This is a genomic window from Clostridium sp. D5, assembly GCF_000190355.1.
GTDB classification, from domain to species: Bacteria; Bacillota; Clostridia; order Lachnospirales; family Lachnospiraceae; genus Faecalicatena; species Faecalicatena fissicatena_A.
Genome location: NZ_GL870816.1, coordinates 215407 through 230799 on the forward strand (window position 1 = coordinate 215407; position 15393 = coordinate 230799).

Below are 15393 nucleotides of genomic sequence, written 5' to 3' on the forward strand. Positions count from 1 at the left end.
CGAAATAACCAAAGAAGAATACGCACAGAACCTTAGGATAAACATCAGGAATCTGGTGAAAAGGCTAAAGAATAAAGCTTATAAGCCAAAGCCGACGTTGCGGGTATACATCCCAAAAGCAAATGGAAAGAAACGTCCTCTGGGAATAGCGTCCTATGAAGATAAGATAGTGCAGTTAGGATTGAAGAAGATACTGGAAGCAGTGTACGAACCAAAGTTTCAAGAGAATATGTATGGCTTTCGGCCAAACCGGAACTGTCATATGGCAATCAAAGAGTTGTGTATCAGTATCGTACGCAAACGAATCAATTACGTTGTGGATGCAGATATAAAGGGATTCTTTGACCATATGAGTCATGAATGGACACTGAAATTTGTAGAGTACTATATCAAAGACCCAAATATACTCTGGCTGATAAAGAAATATCTGAAAGCAGGAGTGCTGGAAAGCGGAAAGTACCAAACGAATGAGGTGGGTTCAGCTCAGGGAAATATCATAAGTCCGATATTGGCAAATATCTATATGCACCATGTATTGGTACTGTGGTACAAAGCGTATTTTGAGAAGCGAGGTTCAGGTAAGAGTTTTCTGGTAATTTACGCGGATGATTATTTGGCAGGTTTCGAACATAAGAGCGAAGCGGAGCGGTATTACGAAGAAATGCAAGAGCGATTGAGAAAATATGGGTTAGAGATTGAGACGAGTAAAAGCAGACTTCTGGAATTCGGGAGATATGCGCAAGAAAGAAGAAAGCGAAGAGGAGAGGGGAAACCCGAGACTTTTGACTTCTTAGGATTCACATTCTATTGCGGTGAAAACCAGGCAGGAAAGTTCTGTGTAAAGCCGAAGACCAATGGAAAACGGTTAGCAACAAAGTTAAAGGAAATGAAACAGTGGTTGAAATATAACCGGACAACGCCGCTAAAAGTGCTAATGCCGAAACTAAATCTTAAGTTGCTGGGGCACTACAGATACTATGGTTTGACCTATAACATCCAGTCACTGGTAAAATATCACTACTACACAACACAGTTGCTATATCGCTGGATGAACCGCAGAAGTCAGAAGAAAAGCTACAATTGGGAGGGATTCAGGCAGATGTTGGAATATTACCCACTAGCTTATCCCAAGAAATACTTCAATCTCTATGCGTAGCATGTAACTGTAAACGTTATTATGAAGAGCCGTATGCGGGAAAGCCGCACGTACGGTTCTGGAAAGGACTTCATATCGTGAGATATGATTTTACTAAACTATGCCAGGGAAACTGGGCAAAACTCATTATGGTACAAGAATGACAAAGATTTATGAATTTATTAAAAAAGGGGATACAGAATGAATATATTTGAAGAAAGAAAAAAACGGACAAAATGGTTTATGCAAGACAGATTCGGAATGTTTATCCATTGGGGATTATATGCAATTCCAGGACGTGGAGAATGGGGACTGGGAGACGAAGAGATTAACCAGAGGGAATATGAAAAATATTTTGATGAATGGAACCCTGTTCATTATGACCCGAAAAAGTGGGCAAAAGCAGCTAAAGATGCAGGAATGAAATATGCCGTTCTCACGACAAAGCATCATGAAGGGTTCTGTCTGTTTGACAGTCAGTACACGGATTATAAGAGTACAAATACAAAATGTGGGAGAGATCTTGTAAAAGAGTTTGCAGATGCATTCCGGGCTGAGGGATTAAAGGTTGGATTTTATTATTCACTTCTGGACTGGCACCATCCGGAATATCCGGCTTACGGTGATATGTATCATCCGGATAGAAATAATGAAGAAATCAGGGATGAGAAAAGAGACTTCAATAAGTATCTGACCTATATGCACAATCAGGTAAGAGAACTGCTGACCAATTATGGCAGGATAGATCTGCTCTGGTTTGATTTCTCTTATGAAGGGCATCTGGGGGAAGACTGGGGCGGTACAGAACTGATCCGCATGATCCGGGAATTGCAGCCGGATATTGTCATGAATGGCAGGCTGGAAGCAAATGGCGAATCTTATGGCTCGGTTATGACAGACCAGCCTACAATCTTTTCCGGAGATTTTGCATGCCCCGAGATGATTATACCTCCGAAGGGACTTAAGACACCTTCAGGGCAGGAGATCCCATGGGAGGCATGTTTTACACTGAACAACAACTGGGGTTATACTCCGATGGATCTGCATCATAAAACGGCAGCACAGATTATCAGAAAGTTAGTAGAGTGCACCAGCAAAAATGGTAATATGATTGTTAATGTTTCACCAACTGCAAAGGGAGAAATACCGAAATGGCAGCTTCAGATATTGGAAGAAGTGGGAGAATGGATGCACGAAAATTCAGACAGCATCTACGGGTGTGGAATGTCCGAATTTGAAAAGCCGGAGTGGGGGCGTTATACACAAAAAGGAAATAAATTGTATGCCCATGTAATGGAAGAAAGTATTGGTGCAATCGCTTTACCCGGGGTAAAGGGCAGGGTAAAGAAAGCCAGAAGGCTTAGCGATGGAAGTGAGATGTTATTGCTGACACCATGGGTAGCCAGGGAATTTCCGGATTGCCAGTTTGTAAATTATGGGAATCCGGAATACTATTCTTTTCATGTAGAAGAAACCAGAGATAATGTTATTGAACTGGAGCTTTCAGAAGGGTAACACTTCAAAAGGGGCAGAAGAATAATGGCTTCAGACGATATGCATTGCTAACAAAATTTTGGAATGATATAATAAAACGAACATGTACCATGTTATTTACTTCCGCGGGCAATGAGCCAGGCGGGCATGCTTGCATGTCCATTTGGCGACTGCCGCGAGGGTTAAATACCCCGCAGCTCGCTGCGGGGTATTTGACTTAAGTGTAAGAAACGGGCCTGGCGGAAATGTTTGGATGTATATCTGAAAACTGTCCGCGGGTTTTGACTTTAAAATCAGGAAAGGTTTTGGTACTGAGATGGCATATAAAGTAATTATAGCAGATGACGAGCCAATTATGAAAAAGGCAATGCAGACATTAATAGACTGGGACAAGCTCGAATGCGAGCTTGTATATTCTGCGACCAACGGCCAGGAAGTAATGCGGGAGTTAGATGTTATAACACCGGATATCCTGATTTTGGATATTCAGATGCCGGGAGTCAATGGTATTGAAATTGCAAAGTATATCTGGGAGCAGAGACTGCCGGTCAAGGTCATTTTGCTGACTGCATATGCGGATTTTTCTTATGCCCAGTCAGGAATCAAGTATAATGTTGTGGATTACGTAATAAAGACAGGTGCTTTTGAGGAGCTGCTCCAGGCAATTGATAAAGCAAAAGATCAGATAAGGGAAGAAGAATCAAAACAGACAGAGCAGGATCAGAGTATTTTAATAGAAAGTTTTTTTAATGCCGTTTTTGATGAATCGCTGTATGAAAAAGATGAAATAGAGACAAAATTTCAGGGTACCGGATTAGATTTAGGCAGTGGTTACGTGGTTATGGCGCTTCATTTCCGTATGAGTGAAGATAAAAAAAGGGATTATACATATAAAAGCCTGCAGAATTTTCTGAAGATGGTATTTGAAACGCACATGGTATATGGTGCAGCTGTACAGAAAAATATGTACATAGTAGTACTGAGGGATGTATCTGAGCCATTTCAGAAAGATATCCAGAATAAATGCCTGCAAATTATAGAGATGATGGATAACTTCATGAAGATGTATGTATATATTGGGATCAGTAAAAGGAGTGAAAACGTCTTAGCACTTAAAGAAATGTATGAGGAAGCAGAATACGCGGTCAGGGAAAGCTTTTTCAATGAAGAGAGCAAAATCAACTACTATAAAGAATATAAAAAAGAAAGCAGGAAGTATTTGACGGAGGTGGATAAGTATCAGGAAGAGTTACGATATCTGATAAAAAAAGGAAAAACAGAAGAGGCTCTGGCAGCATTCCATAAGCTGATTGCCTATCAGAAAGCAATGGAAGGGAATACAAACACAGCTCTCGATTCGGGAATCAGTATATTAACGTGGTGCAGGAAAGTTCTGGCGGATTTTGACAAGACACTGGATGATCTGATGGGCGGCCAGACAGACTTTTCTAAAATGATATATCAATGCAGGCATGTAAGTGAATATACGGAGATTCTGGAGAAAGTTATTGGTGTGACAACGAAATATATTGCAGTAGCTGTGAGTAAAAAGAACATTATAGTATATGAGTGTGAAAAATATATAGAAGAAAATTATGAAAAATGTATTACTGTATCTGAGGTTTCCAGAAGCATAGGGGTTAGCTTAAGTTATCTAAGCAGAATATTTAAAGAAGCAACGGGAAATACGATTATTAACTTCATAAATGAGAAAAAAGTTGAAAAAGCAAAAGAGTATCTGGGAAGGACCGATATGAAAATTTATGAAGTTGCGGAAGCCCTGGGATTTGAGAATACAACATATTTTTCTTATTTTTTTAAAAAATATACAGGAATTTCACCGAAAGAATATAAAGAAGATGGAGGGGTCTGACCCCTTTGAGACTTTTGAGTTCTGCAGGAATCAGATATTGCACAAATTCTAAATTTTAGCTACAGAATAGATAAAAAATAGGTGCTAATATAATAGTAAGTCCAGAAGGCACACCGTAACATATACCTTGTGGGCGGAATTGAGTATTGTCATTCTGGTAATCCTTGAAAGCGCGTTCCGCTGTCCGATGAATGCACTGCTGAACGGCAGCGGAAATTATAAGGTTAACTTTGCTGTGGCAATCCTGGACGGGATTGTACTGCGGATTGGACTGAGCCTACTGTTCGGAGTCGCTCTGAAGATGGAGTACATGGGATTCTGGCTGGGAGATGCACTTGCCAGCTTTACGCCGTTTGTTATTGGGATCATTTATTATAAGTTCGGGCGGTGGAAGAGCCGGCGGTTTGTAATTAAGGAGTAAAAGCAAAGCCATTGCCAGTACATAGTTTATAGTGGCAATGGCTTCGCTTATATTTATTTGACATTCAAGGAGCTGTGCCAGTAAGATCTGCCTTACAATAATCCTGTGCCTGTTCGGGCGTTATGAAAAACCGTCTGACAAGCTTGGATCTTATCTTTTCTTCACTGAAACCTTCCTCCCGATAGTCAAGGATAAAAGCTTTAATTCCCTGCTCCCGGCCCAGCTCAGTTCCCTGTTCGCGCCCGAGCTCCACTCCTTTATTCACACCATCCTGGTATAAATCATCCAGTGCCTTACACATATCTATCCCTCCTGTCTTATTCTCTGCTTCTTTCAAACCCAGCTCGGATCTAAGCATTACCCGCAGTGCATTATAAGATTCTTCATCTATATTACCGAAATATTCCTGATTCTTGATCACATATTCCAGCAGTTCTTTCTTACTTTTTCTACATTTTAGCATCCCGAATACAATCTGTAAATCAGTTTGAAAACACATTTGTTCATCCAGATTGCCTGCATCAATGAGATTAATTTTATAATTAGGCACGTATTGTTTTAGTATCTGGTACTCTTCTCTGTCCATCCCCAACAGTCCGTGTAATTCCTGCTTTCCGTCCCATTCTTTTTCACCATAATAAAAGATAACCGTTATGACAGGGAACAGAAGGTCTGTCTGGTTCAATCCCGACAGAAATTCTGCTGCACCAGCAAAAGTTTTATCTTTACTCCTGATTTTTTTTATTTGATTCACCTGGTCTGCATAACTCAAAGCATCATAGAGCATTCCGCGCACAGGCATGGCATAGTGGATTTCCTCCTGGTTTTCACATGCCAGCACGACGATCCTTGTGTGATCCTTGGCCATCATTATAATGTCGCGGTATCTTTGAACTGCTATTTCTTTACCGTCAGGATTTCGGATAACAACCCCCTGTTCTTTGCCTTCAGCCTTCAGATTTTCACCCGAAAAGATCTGTCTTCCCTGAAAAAGAGAACCGTTTATCAAATCTGCAAAGCGTTGTTTATTGGAAAGCCAGCGTTTCATATATACATCACTTTTTCCCATATTCTATTTTCTCCTGGTCTTATTTGTCTGCATAAAAATATCATTACATACTGATGTACTAGAGCGTGTTTGAAAATTGCTTGTTGCAAGATGTTGTCCCAGTTTGCGGGGTATTTACTGCCAAATTCAGGAGGCGTAGTGGGCTACGTTGACTGGATTCGGCAGTAAATAGACCGTGAAGTGGGGCGGCATATTGCAGCAATGAATTTTCAAACACGCTCTAGTATCTACTCTGCCAATAAGCATCACCTGTTTCTGCCTCTGTAAGCCTTTATTCTTTTTCAAACATTGAATTATCGGACGAATTTGCCCAAAAGAATGAAAATCTCCATTATGATTAGATATAAAGAATGTTTGAAATGTGCCTGGTTGGTTTCCATCCAGGTGCATTTAATTTAACATGATCTGCCTGTGAATTCAAGAAAATTTCTATTAAATTATTACACATTTTCTAGAATATGCCTGCTGTGAGGGGGAAAGATTTCTTTCTATAATGAACCTGATACTTAAAAGATGGCAGCAGCAAAAGACGGAATCCTGTATGAGGGGTACTGCGGCCTGAGCCTGGAAACCCAGTTTGTCCCTAATGCTGTGAACTATCCCGGATTTTATTCGCCGGTGTTTCGCAAGGAGGATGTATTTAGATCCACCACAATCTATGCCTTTTCTGTAAGGAAACAGTAAGAGAATCGTAAATAATCAGTAAATTTTTTGTCATTCCAAGCCTCGCTGTTTGAAATTACTGTATTTCAAAAATTCATTGGGGTATTCTTGAGGTAGATAAATACGACTACTTCTCGTTCTGGGATTATATGTCTCCATTCTCATTAAAACGCTTTTCAGATACCAAGAGTCCGGTACAATAACATCATTAAGTGCATTTTTCAGCACTACTGTAGCACTGTCATTAGTTGGTACGTCAGTTATTGTAAGAGCTCAGATATACCAGTCGACGGTACCAAATAATACTTTTTCACCGATAGCTGGAACCCTGCTAAATCTCTCACCGTCTTTGAGTGGGGCCCTATCAATCGGAACATTACTGACGGGATCTGTTACTGGACTAAACATCAATGTAACGCCACAAACGCGGCTGATGCTCGTATTTTCGGCAACAGCAACCGGACTGAATCTGGTTAATACAGTCACAGGGTATGCAAGTGCAGGTCTTGCGATCACTTAAATAAATACCAATAGTTTCTTAATGCATTTAAAATCAGGGGCTGTCGTTCGGGCTATATTTAGCTGGGCGATCGCCATTTTTTACCCGGTTGTAAAGGGATTCTAACTTCTGCCTGCGTCTTCCCGCCCTCCGCAGCAAACAAAAAACGTCATTTTAGTAAAAACTGCTGCACGATTTTTGTGCAAAATGTTAGTTTTTAGCGGAATTTTATAAAATTATTGACAATATTAAATGAATAATATATATTAAATGTATCATACATTTGAGACAAATAAACAGGAGGTTGATTATGGGGAAAGGTAAGACAACGAAAGTAAGCGAAAATAGTTCGCTTATTAAAAATTTAAAGGCAATGGGAATTCTGTGGGCGTTAATTTTAATTTGTATAATTGCAGCTATTATTTCCCCTAATTTTCTGAGGCCGGCCAATATGGTGAATGTGGTGCGTTCGGTTTCCCTGAACGGAATTATTGCGATGGGAATGACATTTGTTGTTCTGACCGGAGGCGTAGATTTGTCCGTCGGTTCCACTGTCGGCGTGGTAGCCGTTTCCGCTGCCATTATGATGCAGAAGGGGATAAACCCGGTGGTGACTGTGGCAGCAAGCCTGCTGATCGGAGTTGTCCTTGGTCTGATCAACGGAATCGGCGTTACTGTGGGCAAGCTGGCACCATTCATTATGACGCTGGGCACGATGACGGCTCTGCGCGGAGTAGCCAGATACATTGCAAATGGTTCTCCACAGAACTGGCGGGATTCCGGTATAGACTTTTCCTTCCTGGGACAGGGCAGTATTCTGGGAGTTCCGGTGCCAGTGTACATATTTCTGGCGGTATTTGCAGTTGCATTTTACGTATTGAAGTACACAGAGTTCGGGCGCAGCGTTTATGCGCTGGGAGACAGCCGCGAGGCGGCCAGGCTGTGCGGCATTAACACGAAAAAAGTGGAGACGCTGTGCTTTGTGATTACCGGTTTTTTGTCCGCATTGTCTGCCATCATTTTTATATCCAGGCTTGGGATCGGACAGCCGGAAGCAGGCGAGGGCTATGAACTGGACGCCCTGGCTATGGTTTATATCGGCGGTGCAAGTACCGCAGGGGGCAGCGGAAGCGTAGCCGGTACGCTGATTGGTGCATGTCTAATCTCTGTTATTAATAATATTCTGAACCTGATGGGAATCTCCCCGTTCATCCAGAAGGTTATACAGGGTGTCATCATTATTCTTGCAGTTCTTTTGGAGCGAAGGACGAAGAAGAACAAGTAAGGACTAACAGCACACGGGTGCTTTAGTACATATCAAATTCACAAAAGGAGGAAAGGTGAATGAAAAAGAAGATATTCAGTGTAATGTTGTGTATGGCAATGGCGGTAACGATGGCGGCAGGGTGCAGCAATGGGGCATCCAAAGAGACAAAGGAAACAAAAGAGGCGGACAAGAAGGCAGATAAGGACAAAGCTTCTGACAGCGGAGACAAGAAGTTTGTAATCGGTGTCTCACAGGGGACCATGAATCATCCCTTCCGTGTAGCGATGGTGGATGAAAATGTAAAATATGCAGAGGAAAATTATCCGGAATTTGAATGTATTACAACGGATGGTCAGAATGATTCGGCGACTCAGGTACAGGATGTGGAAGACCTTCTGGCCCGCGGGATTGATTTACTGCTGATCTCTCCGCTGACTTCGGACGCGCTGACACCAGTATGCGAGAAGGCGATGAAGCAGGGGATCCCGGTTGTCACTCTGGACAGAAATGTAGAGTGTGAGGTGACCTGCTTTATAGGTGCGGAGAATAAACCCATGGGCGTAGCTTCCGCGGATAAGCTGGCAGAGGCGCTGGATAAGAAGGGTAAGATCGTAGAGGTTCAGGGAACGGCAGGGGCTTCGGCAACAATCGACCGTCACGACGGATTTGCAGAACAGCTGGAAAAGGAATACCCAGACATGGAAGTGATTGCAACACAGTACTGCGACTATCTCCGTGAAGATGCGATGGCATTTATGGATGATACTCTGCAGAGATTCGGACCTGGCGAGATTGACGCGATCTACTGCCACAATGATGAGATGGCACTGGGCGCACTGGAATCGCTGCGTGCGGCAGGGCGTGATGATGAAGGCATTCTGATTGTTGGAATGGACGGAACGGAAGTTGCATTTTCAGAGATAGAAGACGGTAATATGTTCTTTACTGTTGTTTATCCATACTGTGCACCTGAAGGAATGCAGGCTGCATATGAGATTCTTGAGGGCGATGGAGTGGATACCCGCTGGGAACTGGATACGACGATTGTTGATAAGGACAATGTAAAAGACTGGATAGGAAAAGGACTGTAAGCAGGCACAGGAGGTGGCAGCGATGCTCAAAATGAACCATATTTCAAAAAGTTTTCCGGGGGTGAAGGCGCTGGACGATATATCGATTTCTGTTGAAAAGGGTGAGATCCATGCGCTGGTCGGCGAGAACGGTGCCGGAAAGTCTACTCTGATGAAGATTTTATCGGGTGCTTATTCTCTGGACAGCGGGGAGATTCTGCTGGACGGAGAAAAGATTGAGAATACATCACCTGGAAAAATGATTGAAAAGGGGATTGCGGTTATTTATCAGGAGCTGATGCTGCTGCCTCACCGTACTGTAGCTGAGAATATTTTTCTGGGCAGATATCCGAAAACCCGTATGGGAAAGATTGATTATAAGAAAATGGAACAGGATGCAAAAGCGGTTCTGGAGGAATTAAAGCTGGATCTGGATGCCCGTGCGGTGGTGGAAGATCTGAGTGTTGCTAAAAGGCAAATGGTGGAGATTGCCAAGGCCATGTCCCGCAATGCCAAGATTGTAGTGTTGGATGAACCTACGGCGGTTCTGGGAGACAGTGAGCTGGAGGGGTTATTTGATATTGTGAAGCGGCTGGCGTCGGAGGGAGTCACATTTATCTACATATCACACCGGCTGAAGGAGATTTTTGAGCTGTGCACGAACCTGACCATTATGAAGGACGGAAGGCTGGTGGAGAGTGGCCCGGCAGAGCAGTACACAACGGAGTTACTGGTCAGCAAGATGGTAGGGCGCGATGTGAAGGATATTTACCCGAAAAGAACGAGAAATATGGGCGAGGTCGTGCTTTCGGTCAGAGGAATGACCAGAAAAGGGGTTATTGAGAATATTAATTTTGACCTGCATAAGGGCGAGATTCTGGGGATTGCAGGCCTGGCCGGGGCCGGACGCTCGGAGATTCTGAGGGCGGTTATCGGCGCGGATCCCATAGATGAAGGTACTGTGGAGCTGGAAGGCAAAGCTGTGAATTTCAAAAATGTTAAAGAAGGTATCCTGGCGGGGCTGGGAATCGTTCCTGAGGAGCGGAAGGCGGAGGGGCTGATGCTCCAGCAGAATATGATTTTCAATATGACTGTGCCTGCGCTCAGGAAGTATAAGAACCGTTTCGGCAGGCTGACGCCGGGAAAAGAAGCGGAAGTAACCAGAAAGTATATTGAGACATTTCACATACGGCCAGGTTCACCGCATACGATTACGAATTTTATGAGCGGCGGCAACCAGCAGAAGGTGGTGCTGTCCAAATGGATTGCGGCAGACTGCAAGATTCTCCTGGTGGATGAGCCGACCAGAGGCGTGGATGTGGGAGCGAAGGAAGAGATCTATGAGATTTTAAACCAGCTGATTGAGAAAGGGCTTTCGATTATTATGGTTTCTTCGGAACTTCCGGAGCTTCTGGGAACCTGCGACCGCATTATGGTGATGAATGAGGGACGTCAGACAGGGCTGTTTGATATTGACGAATGCTCGGAAGAAACGCTGATGACATTTGCAACAAATTAAGGACGAGGTGGCAGTATGTATGATTTATGTGCAATCGGGGATGCCCTGATTGATTTTATCCCGGCGCCTCAGTATACTCCGGAGGCTCCCGTTTACCAGTGTGAGGTGGGCGGAACGGTGGCCAATCTTCTGACGGCAGGAAGCAAGCTGGGGCTGAATACGTTGTTTGTGGGAAAGATCGGCGAGGACTGTATGGGCCGGCTGATCCGGGAAAAAATGGAGGGGCACGGCGTCAGTATGGACGGATGTGTCATGGATCCGCTGCATTTTACGACACAGGCATTTGTGACGCTGAGGGAAGACGGAGAGAGAAGTTTTAGTTTTTCCAGGCGGTTCGGTGCGGATCTCTGGCTGCAGGAGAGTGAAGTGCCAATCGGGAAGGTGATGGAATCTTCCATGGCCGGTTTTTCGGGAATGAGTATGACAGATGAGCCTGTTCGGTCCGCAACATGGCGGCTTCTGCGCGCGGTGTACGATAAAAATATTCCCATCGTGCTGGATGTAAATTACAGATATAATCTCTGGAACAGTGAAGAGGAAATGATACGTATTATGCGGGAGACACTGCCCTATGTCACGCTTTATAAATCATCGGAGGAGGAAGCGTGCCTGCTTGCAGGGAGTGCAAACTGGCGGGAAGCGGCGGAAATTCTCGCGGGGTTTGGATGCAGAATCATAATTATTACGCTGGGTGAGAAAGGCTCTTTTTACTATATGAATGGAAGATCCGGGCTGATTCCGTCTTATAAGATCGAAGCAGTAGATACTACGGGCGCGGGGGATAGTTTTTTTGCAGGGCTTCTCTTCGGGATTAAGAAGAAGGGCGGTATCGACAGGATTATCCCAGAAGATTTTCCGGAGATCCTGAGATTCGCGAATGCTGCTGGTGCGCTGGCTGCCACAAAGCGGGGCGGCACAAACGGCTCACCGTCTTTACCGGAGATCAGGGAGTTTTTAGAGAAGCAGGGGATGATTGTGTAACTGATGATTACGGATATTTACTGATCAGTGGTTCCGGGGCTGATCATAAAGGGAAATTCCTGGTATCTTATAAGCATTCAGTATGCTGATATAGAAATTAACTCTCAATAAGAGTTGATAATAAATGATAAAAAAGGCAATAGGAGGAGACAAAATGAAACCTGATAAAAAGGCATGTGAAATGACAACCAGAGAGCTGGCCGCATACATTGATTATTCCGTGTTAAAGCCGGAATTCACAGAGGAAGAGATTATTGAACTGACGAAAGACGGGGTGAAGCTCGGCTGTGCAACGATCTGCATTAACCCCGGTTATATGGAACTGTGCGAACCATACGTAAAGGGAACGGACACCATGCTCTGCCCGGTAACAGATTTTCCATTTGGAACAAGCTCAACAGAATCCCGTGTACAGCAGATTGAAGACGCAGCAAAATACGATACTGTAAAAGAAGTGGATATAGTAGCAAATTTCGGCTGGCTCAGAGCAGGATTATACGATAAAGTCACAGAAGACCTGAAAAAGTGTGCAGAAGCGGCCCACAAATATGGCAGAGAAATCAAAGTCATTCTGGAAACAGATGCTTTAAGCGAGGAGCAGATAAGGCGTGGATGCCATTGCTGTATGGATGCGGGAGTGGATTTTGTGAAAACCAGCACCGGTTTTCTCACCGGATTTGAAGCCCACGGCGCTGCACCGGAAATCATCCGGGTAATTCTGGAGGAAGTGGATGGAAAGGCAAAAGTAAAAGGAAGCGGATGCATACGGACCAGGGAACATTTCCTTCAGCTGATAGACATGGGAATTGACAGGATGGGCGTAGGATATAAATCAGTACCGGTAGTACTTGGCTGAGTGGGCTGCAGAGGGGTCAGACCCCTTTGCGATCCATTGGCAGATAATAGCGAAAAGATGCGGGAATTATCCGGCATCTTTTTGCGTTATATGAAGGGGGAAACCCAGGAGTTCTGTCAAATCCAGATTTACCGGGGGATGGCAGGATAAGGAGATTGGGGAGGAAATTAAATTTTCAGAATTGCTGGTAAACGGTGGTCATTGGGGTCAGACCCCTTTGCAAAGGGGTCTGACCCCAATGATTACTGTCTTGTCACCTGTAAAGTTATGTGCTATAATGGTGAGAATTTACAACAGACAGTCCTAAGGGACAGGGAGAGGTGTGAAAAAGATGACAACAGTTGACGAGATTAACAGATTGAAAAAGGAAAAGAATGCTGTGATTCTGGCTCACTATTATGTGAACCCGGAAGTGCAGGATATCGCGGATTACATAGGGGATTCTTTTTATTTAAGCAAGGTCGCGGTAGACCTGAAGGAACAGACGATTGTATTTTGCGGAGTCTCTTTTATGGGAGAGAGTGCTAAGGTTCTGAATCCCGAAAAGACGGTGCTGATGCCGGATGCTTCCGCGGATTGTGCAATGGCACATATGGCAGACCCCGCTGCAATCAGAAAGGTGCGGGAACAGTATGAGGATCTGGCCGTGGTCTGTTACATTAATTCCACAGCAGAACTTAAGGAACATTCCGATGTCTGTGTGACATCAGCAAATGCGGTGAAAATCGTCAGAGCACTGCCAAATAAAAATATTTTCTTTATCCCGGACAGAAATCTGGCCCATTTTGTGGCTGAGCAGGTACCGGAAAAGAATTTTGTATACAATGAGGGCTACTGTCCGGTTCATGAAAAAATGAGTGTAGAGGAGATTAAAAAGGCGAAGGAAAAGTATCCGGAGGCAGAGATTCTTTCCCACCCGGAATGCCCAAAAGCGGTGCTGGAGATATCGGATTACATAGGAAGCACCACTGGAATCATAGACTATGCAGGTAAAAGTGACAGCAGGGAGTTCATCATCTGCACAGAAAACGGTGTACGCCACAAACTGGAGAACGATTATCCGAAGAAAAAGTTTTACTTTACAGAGACCGAACCTGTCTGTGAAGACATGAAGACGATCACACTTGAAAAAATCCGACACGTGCTGGAGACCGGTGACAATGAAGTCCAGGTAACAGATGAACGGAGAGAGAATTCCAGAAAACCTCTGGAAAGGATGCTGGAATTGGCAAAATAGGAAAGGCTGTGGGAGCTGTTATGAAAATGAAAACAGAGATCGTAATTGTAGGGACTGGCGTGGCAGGGCTTTTCTGCGCGCTGAATCTGCCGCAGGATAAAGAGATTTTGATGATAACAAAATCAGACACTAAGAGCAGTGATTCCTTCCTGGCGCAGGGCGGGATCTGCGTTCTTCGGGACGAGGATGATTACGACAGTTATTTTGAGGATACGATGAAGGCGGGGCATTACGAGAACCGGAAGGAATCTGTGGATATTATGATTCGGAGTTCCCGGGAAATTATAGGAGATCTGGTAGGTTACGGCGTGGAGTTTGAGCGCAGCGAAGATGGATTTGCGTACACACGGGAAGGGGCCCACTCCAGGCCCAGAATTCTGTATCATGAGGACATTACCGGAAAAGAGATAACAAGCCGGCTTCTGTCCCAGGTTAAGAAACTCAAAAATGTTACAATACTGGAATATACGACCATGACTGATATTATAGAAGAAAACGGAATATGTGCAGGTATTCTGGCGGAGTCAGAGACGGACGGCAGCATGGAAATCCGTGCGGACTATACGATCCTGGCAAGCGGTGGAATCGGCGGAACGTACATGCATTCCACCAATTATCCTCATTTAACCGGGGATGCCATCGAGATCTCGAGAAAGCACGGCATCCGTCTGGAGCATCTGGACTACGTGCAGATTCACCCGACCACGCTGTACTCCAAAAAACCTGGCAGGCGTTTTTTGATTTCCGAGTCAGTCAGGGGAGAAGGCGCCGTTCTTTACAATAAAGAAGGCAAACGCTTTGTAAATGAACTCCTTCCCAGGGATATTGTGACAAAGGCGATTCATGAACAGATGGAAAAGGATGGAACAGACTATGTGTGGCTTTCCATGGATAATATAAAGAAAGAAACCATACGGAGTCATTTCCCGAATATCTGCCGGCACTGTCTGGAAGAGGGGTATGATGTAACAAAAGAATGGATTCCGGTCGTTCCGGCCCAGCACTATTTCATGGGCGGCATCTGGGTGGATTCCGACAGTCTGACCTCCATGGACAGCCTGTTTGCTGTGGGTGAGACAAGCTGCAACGGCGTTCACGGAGCCAACCGCCTGGCAAGCAATTCGCTCCTGGAGAGCCTGGTATTCGCAAAAAGAGCGGCGGCAAAGATCAAAGCCATGTACGGGGAAGACATCAAAGGCGAAGAGACAGCCTGAGAAATGAGCTGCAGCAAGAAAAGTGTGCGCCCCTTATGAGTGAAAAAATCAGACTTGCGTGAAGAATGATCAAATACTGTTTAGAAAAAGAATTT

13 protein-coding genes are annotated in these 15393 nt (G+C 44.4%); 12 read left to right on the forward strand and 1 reads right to left on the reverse strand.

Going from position 1 to position 15393, the window contains the following annotated elements; translation table 11 throughout:
* Positions 1-4: 4 nt before the first annotated feature.
* The 4 genes from ltrA to HMPREF0240_RS17285 all read left to right on the forward strand — a co-directional run bounded on the left by ltrA (position 5) and on the right by HMPREF0240_RS17285 (position 4923).
* Positions 5-1156: a group II intron reverse transcriptase/maturase gene (gene ltrA, locus HMPREF0240_RS17270; protein WP_083806316.1), complete on the forward strand. Its 1152-nt coding sequence runs from the start codon at positions 5-7 to the stop codon at positions 1154-1156.
* Between the two features lie 180 nt (positions 1157-1336).
* Complete coding sequence (locus tag HMPREF0240_RS17275) at positions 1337-2650, forward strand: alpha-L-fucosidase (protein WP_009004706.1); 1314 nt, start codon at positions 1337-1339, stop codon at positions 2648-2650.
* 295 nt (positions 2651-2945) lie between these two features.
* Positions 2946-4502, forward strand: a complete 1557-nt coding sequence (locus HMPREF0240_RS17280; protein ID WP_009004707.1) for a response regulator — start codon at positions 2946-2948, stop codon at positions 4500-4502.
* Positions 4503-4641: 139 nt separating this feature from the next.
* Positions 4642-4923, forward strand: coding sequence for a hypothetical protein (locus HMPREF0240_RS17285; RefSeq protein ID WP_148486366.1), 282 nt, complete (start codon positions 4642-4644; stop codon positions 4921-4923).
* A 64-nt stretch (positions 4924-4987) separates the two neighbouring features.
* Here HMPREF0240_RS17285 and HMPREF0240_RS17290 read toward each other — a convergent pair whose 3' ends face one another.
* The gene (locus HMPREF0240_RS17290) at positions 4988-5992 is read right to left on the reverse strand and encodes an Rpn family recombination-promoting nuclease/putative transposase (protein WP_009004709.1); all 1005 of its coding nucleotides are present in this window, start codon (positions 5990-5992) and stop codon (positions 4988-4990) included.
* A gap of 826 nt (positions 5993-6818) precedes the next feature.
* On the opposite strand from HMPREF0240_RS17290, the gene HMPREF0240_RS24070 reads away from it, so the two are divergent.
* From HMPREF0240_RS24070 to HMPREF0240_RS17325, 8 genes are all read left to right on the forward strand, one after another.
* The gene (locus tag HMPREF0240_RS24070; protein WP_278245609.1) at positions 6819-7175 is read left to right on the forward strand and encodes an exosporium glycoprotein BclB-related protein; all 357 of its coding nucleotides are present in this window, start codon (positions 6819-6821) and stop codon (positions 7173-7175) included.
* Positions 7176-7464: 289 nt separating this feature from the next.
* The gene (locus tag HMPREF0240_RS17295; protein ID WP_009004712.1) at positions 7465-8439 is read left to right on the forward strand and encodes an ABC transporter permease; all 975 of its coding nucleotides are present in this window, start codon (positions 7465-7467) and stop codon (positions 8437-8439) included.
* A gap of 59 nt (positions 8440-8498) precedes the next feature.
* Entirely contained in the window at positions 8499-9512 is a 1014-nt protein-coding gene (locus HMPREF0240_RS17300; RefSeq protein ID WP_148486367.1) for a substrate-binding domain-containing protein, read from the forward strand.
* Between the two features lie 22 nt (positions 9513-9534).
* A complete protein-coding gene (locus tag HMPREF0240_RS17305) occupies positions 9535-11010 on the forward strand; it encodes a sugar ABC transporter ATP-binding protein (RefSeq protein WP_035313946.1) in 1476 nt (491 codons plus the stop codon).
* 15 nt (positions 11011-11025) lie between these two features.
* Entirely contained in the window at positions 11026-11991 is a 966-nt protein-coding gene (locus tag HMPREF0240_RS17310) for a carbohydrate kinase (RefSeq protein ID WP_009004715.1), read from the forward strand.
* A gap of 154 nt (positions 11992-12145) precedes the next feature.
* The gene (gene deoC / locus HMPREF0240_RS17315; RefSeq protein ID WP_009004716.1) at positions 12146-12847 is read left to right on the forward strand and encodes a deoxyribose-phosphate aldolase; all 702 of its coding nucleotides are present in this window, start codon (positions 12146-12148) and stop codon (positions 12845-12847) included.
* A 331-nt stretch (positions 12848-13178) separates the two neighbouring features.
* Positions 13179-14084, forward strand: coding sequence for a quinolinate synthase NadA (gene nadA / locus HMPREF0240_RS17320; protein ID WP_035313947.1), 906 nt, complete (start codon positions 13179-13181; stop codon positions 14082-14084).
* A 20-nt stretch (positions 14085-14104) separates the two neighbouring features.
* The gene (locus tag HMPREF0240_RS17325; RefSeq protein ID WP_035313948.1) at positions 14105-15298 is read left to right on the forward strand and encodes an L-aspartate oxidase; all 1194 of its coding nucleotides are present in this window, start codon (positions 14105-14107) and stop codon (positions 15296-15298) included.
* The last annotated feature ends 95 nt before the right edge of the window (positions 15299-15393 follow it).